At 35.3% G+C, this 20,740-nt stretch carries 18 protein-coding genes; 10 read left to right on the top strand and 8 right to left on the bottom strand.

Translation table 11 applies throughout. From position 1 onward, the window contains the following. Positions 1-66: 66 nt before the first annotated feature. The gene (locus ACFO3N_RS16790) at positions 67-1,083 is read left to right on the top strand and encodes a sensor histidine kinase (protein ID WP_379799615.1); all 1,017 of its coding nucleotides are present in this window, start codon (positions 67-69) and stop codon (positions 1,081-1,083) included. Then, the gene (locus ACFO3N_RS16795) at positions 1,064-1,831 is read left to right on the top strand and encodes a LytR/AlgR family response regulator transcription factor (RefSeq protein WP_095929122.1); all 768 of its coding nucleotides are present in this window, start codon (positions 1,064-1,066) and stop codon (positions 1,829-1,831) included. The genes ACFO3N_RS16790 and ACFO3N_RS16795 overlap by 20 nt, the downstream gene beginning before the upstream one ends. A 208-nt stretch (positions 1,832-2,039) precedes the next feature. Here ACFO3N_RS16795 and ACFO3N_RS16800 read toward each other — a convergent pair whose 3' ends face one another. From ACFO3N_RS16800 to ACFO3N_RS16830, 7 genes are all read right to left on the bottom strand, one after another. Continuing rightward, positions 2,040-2,435: a DoxX family protein gene (locus ACFO3N_RS16800; RefSeq protein ID WP_379799618.1), complete on the bottom strand. Its 396-nt coding sequence runs from the start codon at positions 2,433-2,435 to the stop codon at positions 2,040-2,042. A 497-nt stretch (positions 2,436-2,932) separates the two neighbouring features. Beyond that, entirely contained in the window at positions 2,933-3,994 is a 1,062-nt protein-coding gene (locus ACFO3N_RS16805) for an NAD(P)H-dependent flavin oxidoreductase (RefSeq protein ID WP_379799620.1), read from the bottom strand. Between the two features lie 6 nt (positions 3,995-4,000). Then, on the bottom strand, positions 4,001-4,375 hold the full coding sequence (locus ACFO3N_RS16810) for a nuclear transport factor 2 family protein (RefSeq protein WP_111290579.1): 375 nt from the start codon (positions 4,373-4,375) through the stop codon (positions 4,001-4,003). Positions 4,376-4,395: 20 nt separating this feature from the next. After that, entirely contained in the window at positions 4,396-5,133 is a 738-nt protein-coding gene (locus ACFO3N_RS16815; protein WP_379799622.1) for an SDR family NAD(P)-dependent oxidoreductase, read from the bottom strand. Positions 5,134-5,152: 19 nt separating this feature from the next. Continuing rightward, entirely contained in the window at positions 5,153-5,371 is a 219-nt protein-coding gene (locus ACFO3N_RS16820; protein ID WP_379799624.1) for a tautomerase family protein, read from the bottom strand. A 12-nt stretch (positions 5,372-5,383) separates the two neighbouring features. Then, positions 5,384-5,917 carry a YceI family protein gene (locus ACFO3N_RS16825; protein ID WP_379799626.1) on the bottom strand — a complete coding sequence of 178 codons (534 nt, stop codon included), beginning with the start codon at positions 5,915-5,917 and terminating at the stop codon, positions 5,384-5,386. A gap of 85 nt (positions 5,918-6,002) precedes the next feature. Then, entirely contained in the window at positions 6,003-6,587 is a 585-nt protein-coding gene (locus ACFO3N_RS16830; RefSeq protein WP_379799628.1) for a Crp/Fnr family transcriptional regulator, read from the bottom strand. Between the two features lie 215 nt (positions 6,588-6,802). Here ACFO3N_RS16830 and ACFO3N_RS16835 point away from each other — a divergent pair, with 215 nt between their 5' ends. From ACFO3N_RS16835 to ACFO3N_RS16870, 8 genes are all read left to right on the top strand, one after another. Beyond that, on the top strand, positions 6,803-7,636 hold the full coding sequence (locus ACFO3N_RS16835) for a universal stress protein (protein ID WP_250835919.1): 834 nt from the start codon (positions 6,803-6,805) through the stop codon (positions 7,634-7,636). Between the two features lie 604 nt (positions 7,637-8,240). Beyond that, on the top strand, positions 8,241-9,287 hold the full coding sequence (locus tag ACFO3N_RS16840) for a beta-ketoacyl-ACP synthase III (protein ID WP_095929132.1): 1,047 nt from the start codon (positions 8,241-8,243) through the stop codon (positions 9,285-9,287). Positions 9,288-9,325: 38 nt separating this feature from the next. Next, positions 9,326-10,420, top strand: a complete 1,095-nt coding sequence (locus tag ACFO3N_RS16845; RefSeq protein ID WP_379799631.1) for a sensor histidine kinase — start codon at positions 9,326-9,328, stop codon at positions 10,418-10,420. Between the two features lie 5 nt (positions 10,421-10,425). Then, complete coding sequence (locus ACFO3N_RS16850) at positions 10,426-11,181, top strand: LytR/AlgR family response regulator transcription factor (protein WP_379799633.1); 756 nt, start codon at positions 10,426-10,428, stop codon at positions 11,179-11,181. Positions 11,182-11,663: 482 nt separating this feature from the next. Then, positions 11,664-12,797: an efflux RND transporter periplasmic adaptor subunit gene (locus ACFO3N_RS16855; protein WP_379799635.1), complete on the top strand. Its 1,134-nt coding sequence runs from the start codon at positions 11,664-11,666 to the stop codon at positions 12,795-12,797. 27 nt (positions 12,798-12,824) lie between these two features. Beyond that, a complete protein-coding gene (locus ACFO3N_RS16860; protein ID WP_379799637.1) occupies positions 12,825-15,980 on the top strand; it encodes an efflux RND transporter permease subunit in 3,156 nt (1,051 codons plus the stop codon). A gap of 2 nt (positions 15,981-15,982) precedes the next feature. Continuing rightward, positions 15,983-17,392: an efflux transporter outer membrane subunit gene (locus tag ACFO3N_RS16865; protein WP_379799639.1), complete on the top strand. Its 1,410-nt coding sequence runs from the start codon at positions 15,983-15,985 to the stop codon at positions 17,390-17,392. An 82-nt stretch (positions 17,393-17,474) separates the two neighbouring features. Then, on the top strand, positions 17,475-18,257 hold the full coding sequence (locus tag ACFO3N_RS16870; protein ID WP_379799641.1) for a hypothetical protein: 783 nt from the start codon (positions 17,475-17,477) through the stop codon (positions 18,255-18,257). A gap of 3 nt (positions 18,258-18,260) precedes the next feature. Here the strand turns inward: ACFO3N_RS16870 and ACFO3N_RS16875 are convergent, their stop codons facing one another. Beyond that, entirely contained in the window at positions 18,261-20,666 is a 2,406-nt protein-coding gene (locus ACFO3N_RS16875; protein ID WP_379799643.1) for a histidine kinase dimerization/phosphoacceptor domain -containing protein, read from the bottom strand. Positions 20,667-20,740: the final 74 nt, after the last annotated feature.

Below are 20,740 nucleotides of genomic sequence, written 5' to 3' on the forward strand. Positions count from 1 at the left end.
AGTAAAAATCTGCGTGAAATCTTTTTCAAATAAACTTATCTTTGATCATAACAAACCAATTACAATATGGAAAAAACAAAACGTTTTCAGGTTTCGCTCAAAGTCATTTGGGGAAGTTCGATTGCATTGGCGGTTATGGCTTCAATACCTAAATTATTTGATGCCGATTCTACACCTGGAGACCTTATTATAAATTCTTCGATTACGTTGTTGTTCTCCCTTTTTATATGGTATTACAACATTTATAGTTTACCAAAATTTTCTGCTAATCATGCCAACAAAAGCCTTTTTAACTGGAAACTTTTACTGAGTGTTATTCTAGGGATTGTCTTAATGGTGATTTTAGTAATCGCACATCAAGAACTGTTTCAAGTTTCAAAAATGGATGCGCCAATCATGTTCGAACTACGCGGAGTTTTGATCAACTTGATTGTGTATATGTTTCTGCATTTGCTTTTTCAAAATTATCAGACACAGCAAATGGGAGTCGAACTAGAACGTACAAAAGCAGTAAATCTTGGTGCTCAATACGAATTACTGAAACAGCAGGTAAATCCGCATTTTTTATTTAATAGTCTGAATACGCTAAAATCTATGGTTGATATCCAAGATCCGCAGAGTTCAGATTTTATCTTGAAATTATCCGATTTTTACCGTTTTACGCTAGAAAGCCGAAAAATGGATTTGATTCCGCTGAGCGAAGAAATTCAGATTCTGGATTCGTATGTGTATCTGCTGAAAGCGCGTTTTGAAGACGGATTTGTTTTAGAAAATGAAATTGATCCAAAACAGTACGATTCGGCAATTCCGCCTTTTACTTTGCAGTTATTAATCGAAAACTGTATCAAACACAATGTTGTTTCTTTAGATAAACCTCTCAAAATAAAGCTTTATACAGAGAACGAATTTTTAGTAGTTGAAAATAAAATTCAACTCAAAAGAGGCGCCGTGTCTACAGGTGTTGGTTTAGATAATATCAACCAGCGTTTTATGCACCTGATTCATAAAGAAATTGAAATTGACAAAGACGAAACTACCTTTAAAGTAAAAATACCGCTAAATTATGACTATCATAATAATTGAAGATGAAGTAAAAACGGCCAAAGCACTTGGTCAATTAATTCTGAGCATAAGACCCGATGTTCAGATTTTGTCTTATATACAAAGCATTGACGGCGCAGTAGATTATCTTTTAGAAAACGATCAGCCAGATCTTATTTTTATGGATATTCAACTGGCAGACGGTCAGTGTTTTGAGATTTTTAAGAATGTTGAGGTTTTGTCGCCTGTCATTTTCTGTACCGCTTTTGACGATTATGCAATAGAAGCTTTCAAATCAAACGGAATTGATTATGTTCTAAAACCTTTTTCAAGAGATAGTATTTCGCAGGCTTTAAAGAAAGCGGGAGAATTGAAAAACTTCTTTCAGAGAAATAAAAAAGCCATGCCCGATTTTGATTATTTATTGACTAGAAATGGCGAAAATAAAGGGAAAAGCAGTTTTCTGGTTTTCAAAAACAATAAATATCAAACCGTTTTAACCGAGAATATTGCGTTTTTCTTCATCAAAAACGAAACGCCAACGATAATGACTTTAGACAAAAACGAATATCCGTTAACACAGTCTTTAGATGAGATTCATAAACTTTTATCTCCAATTCAGTTCTTTAGAATCAACAGACAATATTTGGTTAATTTTTCGGCTATACGAGAAGCAGAACATTATTTCTCACGAAAAATAATTGTAAAACTAAGTGTTCCTACAGAAGAAAAATTATTGGTAGGAAAAGAAAAAGCAACGGCATTTTTAAGTTGGTTAGAAAACCGTTAAACCAGTTAATCTCTCTTTTTATCAGATAATTAACTGGCTTCATTTTATAATCCTGGAAACATAAAACAGCTTATAAAAAACAAAGCTGAAAGTACAAAACAGAGAATTAGAATGATCTTTTTCATTGTGATTTATTGTAGAGAATTAGACAAAAAAAAATAAAATGCCTAATATCAATTATTAGGCATTTTATTTTGATATATTTTCTTTAGTTTATTTCTGATGGAGTATAAGTTGCGGTGTATAATTTTCTATATATTGCATACGTAACACTTACCATTACAAAGGCAATAATGGCATCGGTTGCTGCGCCAAAACCTAAAACCGCAATTTTGGAAAAGAAAGCAAAGATAATATCGAAAAATACGCCTGCGAAAACCCATTCTTTCAATCTCAATAATTTGTTCGGAATTAAAAGCGTAATGACACCAGCTAATTTAAAAACGCCAAGGATGTAAATGAAATGTGCTGGATAACCTAATTGCTGTGTAATGCCCCAAACCAATGGATTATTTGTTAATTCAAAAAAACCGCTTGCGCCAAACCATAAAGAAGTTAATACTGCGCCTGTCCAATAGATAATTTTTGTTGTTTTTGAGTTCATGATTTTGATATTTAAAGTTATTTAACGGTACAAATGTGCGTTGAAAGCCTTAAAAACGAAATCGAAATTATGTTGAAGCGGACAAACTTCGGGGTGAACTGGACGCTGCTGGGCTTGGTATTTTTTAACGCAAAGTTCGCTAAGATTTTTTTTCTTAAGATTGTGTTTTAAGTTCGCAAAGCTTTGTGAAGAAAACAATATGAAATTCTAGCAAAGTCGCAGAGGCGCAAAGTTTTTTATTTTTTAAAGCCACAGATTAAACAGATTAAAAGGATTTATCTTTCGCAGATTTGCCAGATTCATTGGGTTTTTTTAATATTAAAAATATAACCTGCTCTATCTGCCAAATCTGCGAGAGGTAAAAAAACTTTGCGACTCTGCGACTTTGAGAGATTAAAAAAAATTACGCACAAGCTTAACAGCTAGCAAGACCTTTGCGAACTTAAAATCTCCAGCATTTATATATAAAAAACCTTCGCGAACTTTGCGTTAAAAAACTACACCGACATTTCAGCAATTAGAGCCTGCATCAATTCGCTGGCTTTGTGGTATTTTAAATTGCTTGTATTTTGTCCCGACCAAAAACTAATCATGTCGGTTCTTCCTTGGGCGAGTGCGGCTACTTTTAAAGGGGCGATTAATTTGGTTTGAAGAGGAAAAGGAAGTACTTCCGTTTCAAAGGGAACAGCGTCAGAGATTTTATTGCTAATCATTCGTCCCATTCTTCCTGTAAGCGATTTTGAAACCGTAGTTGGAACATTCGGATGAGTAAAAAGCATTTCTTTATGAACAGGCGCAGCGCCCGATTCATCTGTAACCATAAAAGCAGTTCCCAGTTGCACAGCATCGGCTCCTAATGCCATTGCGGCTTTTATTCCTTTTGCATCAATAATTCCGCCCGCAGCAATAATTGGTGTTTTGGTTTTAGCTTTTAATTGCTGTACAAGGGTAAATAATCCAGTAAAAGAATCTTGTGCTGGTTTTAAGAAAGAAGGTCTGTGTCCGCCAGCTTCAAATCCTGCAGCGATAATCGCATCTACTTCGGCATCTTCTAGCGCGAGCGCTTCTTCTAAAGTTGTTGCCGCTCCAATGGTTTTTATGCCTAATTTTCTGCTTTCTTTCAGTATTTCTTTTGATGGAATTCCGAAAATAAAACTGAAAACAGCGGGTTTCAGTTCGAATAAAACTTCTACTTGTTTTTCAAATTTAGAAGGAATGTTCGAAGATAAATCAGGAAGCGGAATCCCTAATTCATCAAAATAAGGTTTAAAATTCTGTTTTATCTTTTCCAGTTTTTCTGGAGGATAATTTAGAAGTTCTTTGTCAACATCATTAACCCATAAATTGATATTGTAAGGTTTAGAAGTAGCAAGTTTAATTTGTTTTCCAGCTTCTCTAATTTCTTCAGGTGTGAGTGTGTAAGCGCCATAACTGCCTAATCCGCCTGCATTGCTTACAGAAGCCAATAAAGCGGCAGTTGAAAAACCACCGCCCATTGGACCTTGTAAAATTGGATACTCAATACCTAGTAATTGTGTTATTTTGGTAGAATTCCACATTGTATTTTAATTTACTTTAGTTGCTAATTTGTTACTGATAACCCATTTGCCATCAACAACGATAAGGCTTAAAAGGTCATAATAATTATACTCGAATATCGGAACTTGAACTTTCGCGACAGCGGTATTATTGATAATTTCTAAAGATAGGATTTTCATTTTGAATTCTTCTCCCAATTCCTGTGGACTTTTACGGTTTTTTACGCCTTCCAGATATTGATTTACGGTTTTAAAATGAGTTTCTCCATTAATATCAAAACCAACAATTGCCTCTTGATGAAAAACACTTCGCAATAAAGGAACATCACCAGTATAAATTCCGTTAAAATAATTCATAAGCACAGCTGTAATCAGAGCTGCATTAGTGCCAAAATTTTCCATGATTTTAAGTTTTGAAGTTATCAGATACTGTGTCCAGCAACGTGTCCGCCATCTAAATTAATGATTTCGCCCGTTACAAAATTGCTTTCGGCCAAATAAAGAGCCAATTGTGCCACATCATGGGTTTCTCCAATGCGTTTCAATAAATGTAATCCCGCCAAACTATCTGCATTATCGACACCTGTTTTAGCTTGAAGCGGACTCCTAATAATCCCTGGAGCAATCGCATTTACTCTAATATTGTTTTTTCCGAATTCTGCAGCAAGTTGTCTTGTAAAGGCATGAACGCCGCCTTTGCTAGAAATAGGCGCAGTTGCAGGAAATCCGTCGATGGCATGATCTACCAAAACAGTTCCGATGTTGATAATTGATCCTTCACGTTGTTGCAGCATTTGTTTTACAGCTGCTTGACTTGTAAAATAAGTTCCCTTTAAATTAATGTTTAAAAAACGATCTAAGTCTTGTTCTTCAACATCTAAGAAAGATTGTGGCTCAAATATCCCTGCATTGTTTACCAATACATCAACACTTCCAAAACGGTCTAAAGCAGTTTGAACTAATTCTTTTCCTGTTGCAATACGACTTACATCACCGTGTACCATTGCAAGTTGATTTGCATGTCCTAATTCTTTAAAAGTAGTTTCAAGATTCTGCAAATTCGCAGAATTGATCACTACATTGTAGCCTTTTTCTAAAAATAACTGAGCTATTGATTTACCGATGCCTGTTGAGGCACCGGTTACTATAATTGTTTTCATTTTTCTGATTTTAAAGTGATTATTTTTTTTGAGCTGTAGTGCCTCTTTCACGTAAGACAGAAACCTGTTCGCCTGCAAATCCCCAATCGTCTAATTCTATTTCTTGAATCACGATGTGTGTAAGACTGGGATCTTTGTCTAAAACATCTGTTATTAATTGCGTAATGCCAGAAATGAGCTGCTGTTTTTGTTCTCTTGTAACACCTTCACGAGTTACTTCAATTTTTACATATGGCATGATTTCTAGGTATTAAGCAAGTTTTGCTGTTAGGTTTACATCCAATTCAAATTCGTTGTAAATCAAAGTATCTCCAAGATTGGTGAAGAAATTTCCAGAACGGAATTTCATATCATATTTGGTACGGTCAATGATGATTTTACCAGAAGCTTTGAGATCGTTTTCATTTTTTTTTACTTCCAAATTGAAACCAATTGGATGTGTAATGGCTTTAATGGTAAGATTGCCTTCGATAAAATAAGCTGAAGAAGATTGTTTAGAAACAGCCGTAATGTCTAAAGATGCAGTTTTGAATTTGTCTGTAGAAAAGAAATCCTCAGATGCCAAATGTCCCGCAAATTGCTGATTTGTTGCAGAGTCTGTAACATCAAGAATTAGGATAGAAGTCGTGTCTATAACGACATTTCCGCCAGTAAGTTCGTCATTAGAAAAAGTAAAATTACCATTCGCGATATTAATTGTTCCATTGTGTTGTCCAGTAACTTTTTTTCCAATCCAGTTTACTTGACTTTCAGTATTCGAAATTTTAAAATTTTTAGTTTCCATTATTCTGTATTTTAAATTGTTATTAATTTATAGTACAAAGTAATGGCGGTATTCAAAATAGATTACGTGATGTAGATCACATTCGTCAGTGCGGTTTAGAAGCGTTGTACAATCGGCTTAAAGTTTCTCTGGATACACCGAGATAAGCGGCGATTAAATGTTTAGGTACAGTATTGTACAAGGCAGGATAGAGAGCAAGCAATTCTTCGTATCTCGTTTTGGTGTCATTATTCATAAAAGAAAGCAATCTTTTCTGAGAAGCGACATAACCGCGATTGGTTCTCCATCTAAAAAAATGTTCTATTTCGTGTATTTCACTACAGATTTTCTCTCGATCCTGATTTGAAAGAGAAAGAATTTCAACATCCGACACACAATCTACACTAATTGTAGCTTTAGTTTTGTTGTAAAGTGCCGCATAATCAGAAGCCCACCAAGTTGGCATAGCAAACTGTAGGATGTACATTTTTACGTCATCATTGACATAAAAGGACTTTAAACAGCCCGAAATGACAAAATATTCTTTGTCAACGTCCTGACTTTCACTAATAATAGTTTGTCCTTTTTTAAAAGTTTCTGTTTTAAAATGCGAAAAGAAATAATCAAACTGTTCGTCTGTTAAGGTGACAATTTTATAAACATGTTCTTTTAATAAAGATTTGGCATCCATTGCTGAAGTTTTAATAAAAGTAAAAGTAATAAATATTAAAACGGTCAGAGCCGATTATTTTTTTATGGTTTTTAAAGTAAGAAACAAAAAAGGAAAGGCTGTTTTTTCAGAAATGATATTTTACGGTTGAGTCGTTAAAAATGATCATTCAGTTATATAAAAAATGCTTGAAGCCTTTATTTAAGCAATTTTGCGCAAAAGCTTAATTATATTCTATGAATTCACCTCTTACTATAATCGCCGCAACAAATTTTTCTGCCATTGCCACTAATGCAGTTAATTATGCTGCTGGGCTTGCAAAAGCTACGGGAGCAAAATTGGTTTTATTTAATTCATTTTCGCTGAGTGTACACAGTGCAAACTCGCATATTACTGCAGACGCAATGCAGAAACAGATTGATAAAGCAATTTCTAGACTAGAAAATTTAGCCAAAGAAATAGCAGATTCGTTTAAAATTGAAACAGCAGCAATTTGTACCTATTCTTTTTTGGAAGATGAGCTTCCAAAAATTATCAAGGAAACCAATGCAGATGTTGTGGTAATGGGAATGGCAGAACGTTCTTTTGAACAAGAATTGCTAGGAAATTCAACTACAACAGCCATTAAGAATCTTCAAATTCCAGTTTTGGCCGTTCCTGAAAATGCCCGTTTCTTGAATATCAAAAAAGTATTATACGCTTGTGATAGTTTGAGTTTTTCGGCTATTAAAAAGTTTAGCTGGATCAAAAATGCTTTAGGAGATTTTGGAGCAGAAATCGAATTTTTTAGCGTAGATGAAAAATTGGACGATTTAAAAGAAGAGCAGCACAGGATTTTAATGAATTCGAATATCGAAAAAGAATTTGAAGACGTAAAATATCTTTATAAAACCGTAAGATCGAATGCGGTGATTAACGAAATTAAGAAGGAAATAAAGAATTATGAAGCCGATTTGTTAATTATGGTGCCTCAAAAATACGGTTTTTGGGATTCTTTGGTTCACAGAAGCAAAACTAGAATTTTGGCAGCAGGGTTAGATATTCCATTATTATCGTTTCCAAATTATTAAAGATTAATTTGTTTTAAAAACAATGATATAAAAATTACAAGGTTTTTTTGAAGAAATTTTATCAAAATAAATTTTAACAGATTTTTTTTGATTTTAGGGATTCTATAATTTTTAGTGTTTGATGTCGAATTTCAAAAATATATTTTAACATTTAAGGCAGTTTTGTTAATTATTCTTAATTGTCTGCTAGTTTCAGATTTTTTTAAATTAATTTTGTGGCACTCTAAAAACTTAAATGCAATAGGTTTTTTTATCAGTATGGCAACAGCTATAATTGGGAATTATCTGCAAACTGAAATAGCATTGTATGATTTTAAAAATAAGATAAATTAAAGATTTTATTCCAAAGTAATACCGAGAGAATACTTGGTGTATATTTTTAATTTATTTTAATTGGATTTTGTATAATGTTTTCAGCTTGTTCAGGTTTTTTAAAAACAATATTTCTCAGTAAATGATATTGCTAGCAGATTTAATCGGCTTTTTAAGAAATACCACTCTGTTTCCTGCATCAGTTCTTAATTGAGCTGAGTTGAAAAAAGAAGAGAAAAAGTATTAAGCATTGCGTTCTAAGAGTACAAAGCTTAAAAAAAAATAAAAAACAATGAGCGCAGTTATTACAGCAATAGGTGGTTTCGTGCCATCATCAATTTTGACCAATAAAAAGATTTCAGAAACTGTTGATACATCGGAGGAATGGATCATTAAAAGAACTGGAATTAGAGAACGTAGAATCGCAGACGACGACACAGCAACATCTGATCTTGCCGCAGCAGCGATTGAAAATCTTATCGAAAACTATAAGGTAGATCGCGAGGAAATAGAAGCGTTGTTAGTAGCAACGGCAACTCCAGATCACATTTTAGCGCCAACAGCAAGTATTGTTTGCGATAAAAGCGGACTTACAAATGCTTTTGGAATTGATATGAATGCAGCTTGCAGCGGATTTTTGTATGCTCTAGAAATGGGAGCAAACATGATTGAAAGCGGTCGTTATAAAAAATTAATCATCGTTGGAGCAGATAAAATGAGCTCTATCGTAGATTATGAAGACCGTAATACTTGTATTCTTTTCGGAGATGGAGCAGGAGCAGTTTTGTTAGAAAAAACAGAATCTGATGCTGGTTTGATGAAAACCATTCTAAAAACAGACGGAAGCGGAGTTTCTTCTCTAGCTGTACCGGCTGGAGGTTCTAGAAATCCAACTTCTATGCAGAGTCTTTTGCACAGAACACATTATTTAAAACAAGACGGTGCTTTTGTATTTAAAAGAGCCGTTGCAGCAATGAGCCAAGTTTCGCAAGATGCTTTGGCAAAAAATGAACTAGAAGCAGATAAAATTGATTGGGTTGTACCACATCAAGCAAATTTGAGAATCATTAATGCTGTAAGCGAAAGCTTGAATATTGATTTTGATAAAGTAAAAGTAAATATTGATCGTTACGGAAATACAACATCTGCAACAGTTCCGTTGTGTTTATGGGATTTCAAAGACGATTTTAAAGAAGGACAAAATGTATTGATCACTACTTTTGGTGCAGGATTTTCTTGGGGTGCAACGTGCTTAAAATGGGGCGTTATGCGTGAGAAAAATCCAACTGCTACCATAAAAGCAGACAAAAAAGAAGAAGGTGTTCTAGTAGAACACTAATAAGATAGGATTTTTCAATTTTACAGTTGAGGGAATAAATGGGTAGAAAGAACCAAAATAAAAAATCGGGCAAGAATTTTTTCTATAAATACTACAGGGTTATAGTAATTCCAGCCGTTTTTTTGGTCTATCTTTCGTCCTATTATTTTCTAAATCCATATAGGAATTTTGAAGAAGAAGGTTTGCTCGATTTAGACCAGACCTTCGATATCTTCATCATTTTACTTTACTGCGCCATCCTTACAGAGTTAACTTTGTTTGTTGGCCGAAAATTAAACTACTACATAAGTTGGGAACAAAATCCAGCATTTAGAGCAATAGCACAGTTTATTTGTCTTATTGCTGGAAATATACTTTTAAACTACTTTTTTTCTTGCCTTTGGGATTATTTATATCCTTGTACAGCACTGGAAGAAAATGATCTCGTTACTATTTGGCAGTCTAAAATAATGGCGGCGATTATCTCGCTTTTCATTAGTGCCATTCATACCGGAATATTTTTGCTAAACAGATGGCGTTTAAACGCTATTGAAACGGCCGAATTAAAAATTAAAGCGTCAGAACTTCAAGAATCAGTAACACGTTCAAAATTAGAATCTCTTAAAATGCAGTTAGATCCGCATTTTGTTTTCAATAATTTCAGCACTTTGACAGAGCTGATTTATGAAGATCAGAAAGAAGCGGCTTCGTTTTTAGAAAATATAACGAGAGTATATCGTTATATGATTTCCAATTCAAATAAAGACACCATTACTGTAAAAGAAGAAATAGAATTTCTAAATGCTTATTTTTATTTGCTAAAGAAAAGATTAGGCGATAAAATCGATTTGAAAATTGAAGTTGATTCTCCTTCTTTAGCACTCCATTTACCGCCATTAACCTTGCAGTTGTTGGTAGAAAATGCTGTAAAACACAATATGGCAACTTTGGCCAATCCGCTTACGATTACTGTTTTTTCTGATTCTGGTGATATTATCGTTCGAAATAACTTGCAGAGAACCGCTGGAAAAAGCTTGGCTTCAACAGGAATAGGAAATAAAAACATCGAATTTCGTTATAAAATTTTATCTGAGAGAATGCCGATTTTTAATGAATCAAGCAGCTATTATGAGGTACGTCTGCCATTAATTTAAAAGTTATGAAAATTTTAATTGTAGAAGATGAAAGCATTAACGCCAGCCGACTAAAAAGGCTGCTCGAAGAACTGGAACCCAACTGTGAAATTTTAGGAATCATTGATACAGTTGTGGATACAGTAGAATGGTTAAAATCAAACCCCTGTCCAGATCTGATTACAATGGATATTCGTCTAGCAGACGGATTGAGTTTTGCCATTTTTGATGAAATTAGTATTACCTGTCCCGTAATTTTTACCACAGCGTATGACGAATATGCAATTCGTGCTTTTAAGGTAAACAGCATCGATTATTTGATGAAACCTATCGAAAAGAACGAATTGGAGTTTGCCTTAACCAAATTTAAATCTTTAAATAAAAACGAAACCAGCGTGACTAATATCGCCGGTATTCTAAAGGAACTGATTGAAAAACCAGTTTTCAGAATGCGCTTTTTAGTAACCTATCGTGACGGATACAAAAGCGTAGACGTTTCCGATATCGACTTTATATATTCGGAATTCAAAACCAGTAATTTATTCCTAAAATCGGGTGTAATTATTTCGATTCCACAAACTATGGAAGAACTGGAACAAGAATTGGATCCTAATCTCTTTTTTCGTGCCAACCGCCAGTTTTTCATTCGTGCAGAAAGCATCAAATCTATTGCGAACTACTTCAACGCAAAACTCAAAATCCAATTAAAACTCGATCCCGAACGCGAAGTAATCATCAGCAGGGAAAAAACACCTTTCTTTAAACAGTGGATGGATAGGTGAGAAAGATGCTAAGGTTCTGAGTTTTTTAGGTGCAAAGGTTCAGAGGGACAAAGGTTCAAAGGTTCTTCTTTTCTTCGAAAAGTCTGGTTTACACCAAGTTTGTCATCCTGACGGAGGAAGGATCACACTAGAAACTCGACAAAGATTGTCCGTCATACTTTGCGTAATTCCGTGTGTGATCCTTCCTTCGTCAGGATGACAAAGAATGCGTTAAAATCTGCTCAATCAGCGAGAAATAATCCTTTTTAATCCTTTAATCTGTGGCATAAAAAAACTTAGCGACTCTGCGACTTTGCGAGATTCCTTTTCATTTATTCTTTTAAAAAAAAACTTTGTGCCTTAGCGCCTTCGCGGCATAAACCCAAGCCAACGTTTCAGTATCAAAAAATGCCGTTTGGGTAAAGTTCTTCCCTAAAAAACGGGTTTTGATCTGTTATTTTGCGCCCAAATTTGAGGTAATTCATTTAAAAATGAAAAGTAAAATGACAAAACAGTTTTTTAAAAATAATAAAGCAATTGGCAGGATTGCAATTTTATTAATAACCATTTCCCTTTCTTCATGCGGAAAAAGCGGAGAGGCACAAATGGCTCCTCCAAAGCCAGAAGTAGACTTTCTTCAGACCAATTCGGCTACAGGAGAAGTAGAAAAGAAATATCCAGGAACAGTCGAAGGTACAGTAAACGTTGACATAAAAGCACAAGTATCTGGTTATTTGGAAGCCATTTATGTAAAAGAAGGAGACTACGTAACCAAAGGACAATCTCTTTTTAAAATAAAAGGCGATGTTTACGCTGAGCAAGTAAACAATAGCCGTGCAGCTTACAAAAGCGCTTTGGCCAATCAGGCCAATTCAAAACTAGAAGTAGAGAAAATCAAACCTTTGGTTGAAGGGAAAGTTTTCTCAGACATGCAGTTAAAAACAGCACAAGCCAATTACGAGGCCGCGACTGCACAAGTAGCACAGGCTAAAGCCGCTTTAGGATCATCTCAGTTAAATGCCGATTTCTCTTTGATTAAAGCTCCTGTAAGCGGCTATATTAGCCGTATTCCAAACCGTATCGGAAATTTGGTTACGCCAAATGATGCCGTTCCGTTAACGACACTTTCAGAGATTAACAGTGTATTTGTTTATTTCTCTCTAACAGAAGCAGATTATTTGGCTTTTTCAAAAGATGCAAAAAACAATCAGACCGTAAGCTTAATTATGGCCGATGATAGCGAATACGATCAAAAAGGAAAACTAGAAGTAGCCAGCGGGAACATCGATCGTGCAACAGGAACAATTGCTTTGAAAGCCATTTTTCCAAATCCGAAAAAGATATTGCGTTCTGGAGGTTCTGCAAGAATTGTCTTGAACAAAAGCTTGTCATCTGTCATTACAGTTCCAATGGCAAGCGTAAAAGATATTCAGGATAAATTCTTTGTTTTTGTTCTAAAAGAAGGCAACAAAGTAGGCATGGTTCCAATCGAGATTGCAGGAAGCGCAGGAGCAGATTATTTTGTAAAATCTGGATTAAAATCTGGAGATAAAGTGGCACTCAACAATATCGATGTCCTTTTTGATGGTATGGAAGTCGTTCCAAAAATCGCTGCTCAAAACGCAAGCAGTAAATAATTTTTCATTCAATAAAATAACATTTCCATGTTAAAGAAAATAATAGACAGGCCAGTATTGGCCACAGTTATCTCTATTGTACTAGTTATACTGGGGATTATAGGTCTTACCCGATTATCGGTAACGAGATTCCCAGATATTTCGCCACCAACAGTTATGGTGAGTGGTTCGTATCCGGGAGGGAATAGTGAAACCGTTATTCGTTCGGTAGTAACACCTTTAGAAGAGCAAATTAACGGAGTTGAAAATATGCAGTATATTAAATCTACTGCAAGTAATGATGGATCTTTCTCGATCAGTGTCATTTTTAAACAAGGTGTAGACCCAGATCAGGCTGCGGTAAACGTGCAGAATAGAGTGCAGCAAGCCACTCCAAAATTGCCTCAGGAAGTTATCCGTATGGGATTAACGACTTCGAAGCAGCAAAATAGTATGATTGTTATCTTCAACTTATATACAGATGATAATAACAAATACGATGAGTTGTTTCTACAGAACTATGCCAATATCAACTTAGTGCCTCAAATGAAACGTGTTCCGGGAGTAGGACAGGTTCAGATTTTTGGGCAAAAAGATTATTCGATGAGAATCTGGCTGGATCCTCGTAAAATGGCCAATGCAGGTTTGGTTCCGTCAGATGTTACTCAGGCCATTGCAGAACAGAGTTTAGAATCGGCTCCAGGTAAATTAGGAGAAGAATCTTCTGCGGCATTAGAATATGTAATTCGTTATAAAGGAAAAAAGAACAAACCTGAGCAGTATGAAAATATTGTGGTTAAAAACGTTGGCAGCAATGTTTTGAGACTTAAAGATGTAGCGAGAGTAGAATTTGGTTCTATTTCGTATAGCGGTGATAATAAATCGAATAGTAAAAATGCTGTTACAATGGCGATTTTACAAACTTCGGGTTCTAATGCGAATGACATTGAAATCGGAATCAACAAAGAAGTAGAGCGATTGTCTAAATCTTTTCCTCCAGGTATTAAATACGTTAACGTAATGAGTACCAAAGAAAGATTGGATGAAGCCACAGGTCAGGTAAAATCGACTCTTTTTGAAGCCTTTATTCTGGTATTTATAGTAGTATTTATTTTCCTTCAAGACATTCGCTCGACGATCATTCCAGCTATTGCAGTTCCGGTCGCGATTGTGGGAACGTTTTTCTTCCTTTTGGTTTTCGGATTTACGATTAACATCTTAACGCTTTTTGCCTTGGTATTGGCGATCGGAATTGTGGTCGATGATGCGATTGTGGTCGTCGAAGCCGTGCACAGTAAAATGGAAGAAGACGAAGGAATTTCGGCCAAAGAAGCAACACACAGTGCCATGGCAGAAATCACGGGAGCTGTAATTTCGATTACTTTGGTCATGTCGGCGGTATTTATTCCGATCGGATTTATGACGGGATCTTCGGGGATTTTCTACAAACAATTTGCTTATACGCTGGCGATTGCGATTATTATTTCGGCAGTAAATGCTTTAACATTAACGCCTGCATTATGTGCGCTTTTGCTAAAGAATCACGGATCTAAACATGGTGATCACGAGCACAAAACTACTTTTAAAGACCGCTTTTTTGTCGGATTCAATACAAGTTTCAACAATTTAACGGGTAGATATATTAAAGGTGTACGTTTTTTAATTGGAAGAAAATGGATTGCGGCTGGTTTAGTGGCTGGAATTACAGCATTTGCCGTGTACATGATGACATCGACACCAAAAAGTTTTGTGCCTTTAGAAGATGATGGTTTCATGGTGTACAGTTTATCAATGCCACCAGGAACGGCTTTGGATCGTACAACAGCTGTCATTCAGAAATTAGAAAAAGAATTAGCTCCTATAGAAGCGATTGATGTAAATACGAGTATTACAGGATTCAATATTTTGAGTAATAGTGCCAGCCCCGCTTATGGTTTAGGTTTTATCAAACTGAAGCCGAAAAAAGACAGGGGAGCAGTTAAGGATATTGAGGAAATCATGAATATCGTAAGTGGAAAACTGGCTAAAATTAAAGAAGGTCAGATTATGGTTTTCAGAATGCCTCCAGTTGAAGGTTTTGGGGTAACGAGTGGTGCTGAGATTGTGTTGCAAGATAGAATGGCGAGAAGCCCAGAAACTTTAAAAGCTATGTCTGATAAAGTAATCGGACAGATTATGCAGCAACCTGGAGTGCAATACGCTTACACAACTTTTAGAGCCGATTATCCGCAATTGGAGTTGGAAGTTGACGAAGACAAAGCACGTCAAATGGGAGTGAATATCAAAGAACTTTTAGGAAATATCCAGACGTATTTTGCAGGAGATCAATCTGCTGACTTTTCACGATTTGGTAAGTTTTACCGTGTGAATGTAAAAGCCGATGGTATTTTTAGAATGGATGAAGATGCATTTAATGAAATTTTCGTAAGAAATGCAAATATGCAGATGGTTCCAGTAAAATCGATTGTGAAGTTCCACAAAGTATACGGACCAGAATCGGTAAACCGTTATAACCTTTATAATTCGGTGAACATTACAGCGATGGCATTGCCAGGTTATAGTAACGGACAAATTATGGGAAATCTGGAACAAGTTTTAGATAAACTTCCATCTGATTATACGTACGAATGGACAGGTTTAAGTTTGGAGGAAAAAGCAGGAGGAAGCCAGACAGTTGCCATTTTTGGGTTGTGTTTATTGTTTGTATTCTTCCTGCTTGCTGCTCAATACGAAAGTTATTTATTGCCACTTGCGGTATTGCTTTCTATACCTACAGGAATTTTAGGCGCTTTCGCGGGAATTAAAGCGGTTGGTTTAGATAACAATATTTATGTTCAGGTCGGATTAATCATGCTTGTCGGACTTCTAGCTAAAAATGCCATTTTGATTGTGGAGTTTGCTTTGCAGAGACGTCTGGCCGGATTAACGATAGTTGAAGCTGCAATTGAAGGTTCACGATCAAGATTACGACCAATTATCATGACTTCGCTAGCTTTTATTGTCGGTATGATTCCGCTAATGTTTGCTTCTGGAGGAACTGCAGTTGGAAACCGATCAATCAGTGTGAGTGCGGCTGTCGGAATGTTTAGCGGTGTTGTACTGGGCGTTTTTGTGATTCCGTTACTTTTCATTGTATTTCAATATTTACAGGAAAAAGTATCTAGAAAAAAGATCGCAACTCAAGTTCAAACGATAAAAGAATAAGAATGAAAACATTATATAAAATCGGAATGGTTTTACTTACCGGAGCGATCATGACATCGTGTGTGGTAGGCAAAAAATATTCTCGTACAGATTTAAATGCTCCAGAAAAGTACCGCGAAGAAGTCGCGGTTACTGGAGATACAGTTTTGCTTCCGTGGAAAAACTATTACAAAGATCCTTTGCTGGTTGCTTTGATTGAAAAAGCTTTAGTCAAAAACAATGAAGTTATCATTGCCATGAAAAGCATGGAACAGCTCGACCTCAGTTATAAACAAGCCAAATTATCGTTATTACCCACACTAGATTTCGATGCTGGAGCGAGCCGTTCTTATCCATCAAAAAATTCTTTGAATGGATCTTTGAGCCAACAGTTTATTGGTAAAGATTATATGGATGACTACAGCGCTAATCTTCGCCTTTCTTGGGAAGTCGATATTTGGGGAAAGGCAGCCATGCAGAAAAGAGATGCTAAAGCGGCTTATTTTGCTCAAAAAGAAAACCTTTCGGCATTAAAGACTCGAATTATTGTTCAGGTAGCGCAGTCTTATTATAATCTTTTAGGTTTAGATGAACAGCTGAAAATTGCAGAAAAAAACATCGAGTTGAGCACGAATACGTTGAGCATGATGCAATTGCAATACAAATCAGGTTCTATTAGTTCTTTGGCAGTAAACCAAACTGAGGCTCAGAAAAAAACGGCCGAATTGCTAGTGCCTTTAGCGAAAGCGAATATTGCAGTTCAAGAAAATGCTTTGCAGATTTTATGCGGAGAATATCCAGATAAGATTGAAAGAGCTGGGAATATTGATGCTGCCGAAGTTTCGGTACTTTTTCCAACAGGAATTCCAGCTTCACTTTTAAGCAGAAGGCCAGATGTAAAAGCGAGCGAATATGCGGTAATGTCTGCCAATGCTAAAACGGGATTAGCAAAAGCAACGATGTATCCGACTTTAAGTCTGAGTCCGTCGATTGGTTTGAACTCTTTTGAATTTGAAAACTGGTTTAATTTTCCAGGTTCTGTTACCAAAACAATTGCGGCCAATTTAGCGCAGCCTATTTTTAGAAAAAAAGCCTTGCGAACAGCTTATGAAGTAGCGGTTTTAGAACAAGAAAAAGCGGTTGTACAATTCAAACAGTCTTTTATAACAGCAGTTGGCGAAGTAAATGATGCCATGTCTAGATTGAAGTATGCAGACGAACGCATTGTTTTAGCAAAAGATAAAGCAGAATCTCTAGATAAAGCGACTTCAGATGCTTCTTTGCTTTATAAAAGCGGAATGGCCAATTATCTTGAAGTAATCGCAGCGCAGAACAGTTCGCTTCAAAACGAATTGGATCTGGTAACCATAAAACTCGAAAAACTGAATGCAGCAATTAACCTGTACCGTGCTTTAGGAGGCGGAGTAGAGTAGTACTTAATTTTTCTTAATTCACCATTGCTATAAGAAATTATAGAGATGGTGAATTTTCTTTTGAATTGATTTTATCTGATTTATGGACAAAATTACTTTTACCCGATCAGAACTTTATAGCTTGGTTTGGAAATTTCCAATTCCACAGATTGCAAAACATTATGAAGTTTCTAGTATGGGAATTAAAAATGCTTGCGAAAAAATGAATATTCCGCTTCCTAAAAGCAGACACTGGATTGGACCCGCATATAAGAGGAAAAATGTTCCTCAACTTTCATCGGATTTTAAAGGAAATAATGAAATTGCCATTTTAAAAAAGACGTACGAAATGCAACTTAGAGTTCCTTCAAAATCTACACCTTTGCTTGATTTGGCTCAAAGCATCAAAAACGATGTCGATGCTCCGTTGACCATTAGCGATAAGCTAGAAAATCCGTTTGAGATTATTACGGCAACCAAGCAATATTGGGAAGACAAAACTTTAAATCAAGATATTCGGCCAGATAAATTGGAGATTTTAGATTTAAATGTTTCTAAAGAAAACCTGAATCGTGCTTTGCTGTTTATGAATGCTTTAATCAAACTGATTCAATATCGCGGTCATGAATTTAGAAAAGGTCTTGATGGTTTGGATACCATCGTCTTTAGAAATCAAAATGAAATAAAAATCGATTTAAGAGAAGCCCAGAAAAGAATAACCAAAACAGGTTTAAGAGAAACTTCTGGCTACATTTTTACAGGCGATTTCATTTTTAGAATTTCAAGAGGATCTAATAAAAAAGAATGGCGCGATGGCAAGATTACTTTAGAAAATAATCTTGCATTAATTATGGCTAAAATAGAATTAATGGGCGCCGAAGATTAGTTTTTATCTAAATTCCTTTTTAAATACTAACTCAAAGCTAAGTCCATTTTCATTTTTAATCGCTAAATCTCCTTCAAGCGTATTGCTTAAGCCATTTATAAGTGTCATTCCGAACGAATTGCTATTTTGCAACTCTACAATATCCTGTATGCCGATTCCATTATCAGAAATAAATAACTTATAGCAGTTTTCTGAAATCTCAGATAATGAAAGTCTGATAATGCAATTTTGCGTATCCTTAAAAGCATATTTTATCGAATTGGTAATTACTTCGTTGATAATTAAACCCAATGCAATGGCTTGCGAAATATCCAATTCTATCGCATCAATTTTCACTTCAAAATGAATGTATTCGGCATTAAAAGACTCTTTTAGATACTCAACCAATTCATTGCAATAATCGGGCATATCAATCATAGAAACATTGTCTTCCTTATATAATTTTTGATGGATCAATGACATGGCATAAATTCTGTTTTGGCTGTTTTTTATGGTAGAAATCGCCAAATCATCTTTTAAATAAGAAGATTGAGAATTAAGCAGGCTAATGATGGTTTGAAGATTGTTTTTTACACGATGATGAATTTCTTTCAAAAGCCATTCTTTTTCTTCGACCAAACGCTCCAATTTTACATTTTTAAGCTTAATTTCTTTTTCTTTTAACTGAATTCGGCTCGTGCTGCGCTGTTTTATTTTGGCTCTGTTGTACAATAAAATGATGATAATCAGTAATAAAAGTAAACTGCTTACAGAGATTGTATTTAAAAGTTTGGAAGAATGCAATTCACGTTTCTGAAGATCGGTCTGCTCTTTTAAAGATTTTATGTTTTGTATTTTGGCACTTGTTTCAAACTTGAATTTCAAATTTTCATAATCAAGGTTTTTACGCATGTTATCCATCGAATCTTGAATTCGAGTATAATTTCTCATGTGTTCGATCGCAGAGAAATATTTTCCATTTAAGGAATCAATTTTGAATAAAGTAAGCTCCAAAACATAACGGTTAAAACCCTCAGTATGATGAGTTGTAGCAAGGATGCGATTGGTTATTTCTTCTGCTTTTTCTGGCTTATGAATTTTGACATAAAATAGCGCCATAATCGAAGTACAAGTCGCGACATCTTTGAGTGTTTCTGCTGAATTTAGTTTTTTTGCAAAAAAATCAAGTTTTTCATAACAGGCTTCGGCTTCTTTTAACTTTCCTAATTCTTCATAACAGCGCGCCTTAAGCTGATTCAGGATCATATTGTCCAAATCGTTTTTTGGAGGGTATTTTTTAGAGTTGCTTTCCAGATATTTTAATGCTTCTGAGTATTTAGAATTATCCATTAATGCCCTTACAGAACCAAAAAAACTTTTGTACCAAGTCCCCGCATTAATTTCTCTTTGATTGTACTCAATTCCTTTCTGATAAAATTTAATGGCATCGTCATAATAGCCCGTGCTGTTGTATATATTGCCGAGGCGTATGTAAAAACTATCCGCAAAAGCATAATCTTTTGTTTTCTCCATCGAGCTAACGCTCCTTAAAGCGTAATATAGTGCATCTTTAAAATTATTGTTGAATAAATCGATATACGAAATAGTCGTTTCGGTATATTGTGTATATAGAAAACCAATTTTTTTCTGAAGATTAAGACTTGTAAGGAGTTCTTGTCTGGCCAATTTCATTTTACCAGTCCAAAAATGAACCGGAATTATTTTCATATAGGTTTCAAGCTCTTTTTCTTTGTTGCCTAATTTTTTATAAATAGCCAAAGCCTCAGCTAGAATAACTGCTTTTTCTTTGTTGCTATCTGGCATAAACGTGCCTTGATTGTCAATAGCTTCTGCTAATATTTGTTCGTTTTGTGTTTTTCTTGCGGCATTAACCAGTTGCGAAAAAATGGTGCTGCTCAGTTGTGGTTTGTCTGCTTGGTAATAATATTTGGCAAGAAGATATTTGGATTGAAAATTCCACTTTTGAATTTTAGATTTTTCTGCCAGTTTTTGGGCTTTATTAATATACAAAAGCGCATTTTTTAGATCATCTTTTTTCGCGCCAGCTTTAAAAAGGTAAAAACTCCCAATTTGCAAGGACAGTCTAATTTGATCGACTGTATTTAATCTTGGCAATAGCAATTCTGCTCCGCGGGCGTAATTATTGGTAATTAAATTATTTCCCGGAAAGTTAGATCCATCATTAAAACCTTCATCATTGGCAAGCGTGTACGGAAGTTTGTGCGCTTTGCTAGCCAAAATCATCGCGCTGTCAATATCTATCGAACCTTGATTAACGTTACGAAGATAAATAGCGACATTATGCAGCATCAATCTATCTTTCTGAAGCTTAAGTTTATTGGTTTCGTTTTGGCAAAAAGTGGTTGTGGTAAAGAAAGTTAGTAAAAGTAAGAAAATTACTTTTTTCATGTTTAGGATTGTTTGGAGGAGTAAAACTAAGGGATTTAAAAGTGTTTAAAAAACATTTTTATAGATAATTTATT

The organism is Flavobacterium chungangensis (genome assembly GCF_042654045.1).
Taxonomy (GTDB): domain Bacteria; phylum Bacteroidota; class Bacteroidia; order Flavobacteriales; family Flavobacteriaceae; genus Flavobacterium; species Flavobacterium chungangensis.